This is a genomic window from Micromonospora sp. ABR4_055 (genome assembly GCF_056160425.1).
In genome coordinates, this window is record NZ_JBSWXD010000341.1 from 1 (window position 1) to 750 (window position 750).

1 protein-coding gene is annotated in these 750 nt (G+C 70.9%); it reads left to right on the top strand.

The window, feature by feature from the left end; genetic code table 11:
• Window positions 1-149: 149 nt before the first annotated feature.
• On the top strand, window positions 150-750 hold a 601-nt coding region (locus ACXAHD_RS32280; RefSeq protein ID WP_475055201.1), incomplete at its 3' end, for a hypothetical protein.

Consider the following 750-nt stretch of genomic DNA (forward strand, 5'->3'; position numbering starts at 1 on the left):
TCCCAGTTCCCGTGGGTGACTTTGTGTAGTCGGACAGTTGGTGCGTGCTCCGGCAGCCGTGGTGGTGTTGATTTGCGGCCGTGACGGTCTCGGTTGGTGCTTCGGTGGAGGCGGATGCTGACGCGGGGTTGAGGTCTGCGCTGGCTCGGGTGGTGGAGGCCAACGAGCGGTGGGAGCGGTTGGCCGGGCAGTTGCGGGAGGAGAACGCGGCGCTGCGGGTGGAGAACGAGCGGTTGCGGGAACGTGATGTGCGGCGTGAGGCCGAGTTGGAGCGGGTGTCGGCGGAGTTGGCGGTGTTGCAGCGGTTGGTGTTCGGGCGTTCGTCGGAGCGGGTTCGGCCGCAGCCGACGGCGGGCGACGGTGACGGCCAGGGTGGGTATGGCGGTGAGCCTGGCGAGCGTGAGCGGGAGAGGGCACCGCGGCGGGGGCCGGGAGGGCGGGCCGGTCGCAGGGATTACTCGCATCTGCCGCGGGTGGAGGTGGTGTGGGACTTCGCCGGGGGCGGGTACTGCTGCCCGGACTGTTCGTCGCGGTTCGAGGCGTTCGACGATCACGCCTTCGAGCAGGTCGATTGGCGGGTGACGGTGCGGGTGGTGGTGCACCGTCGGCGCCGGTACCGGCGGCGGTGCCGGTGTGCCGGGGCGAGGACGGTGACCGCGCCGGGCCCGCCGAAAGCGGTCGGCAAGGGCCGGTTCAGTAACGGGTTCATCGCGATGCTGCTGGTCGAACGGTTCGTGGCCGGGCGCTCCC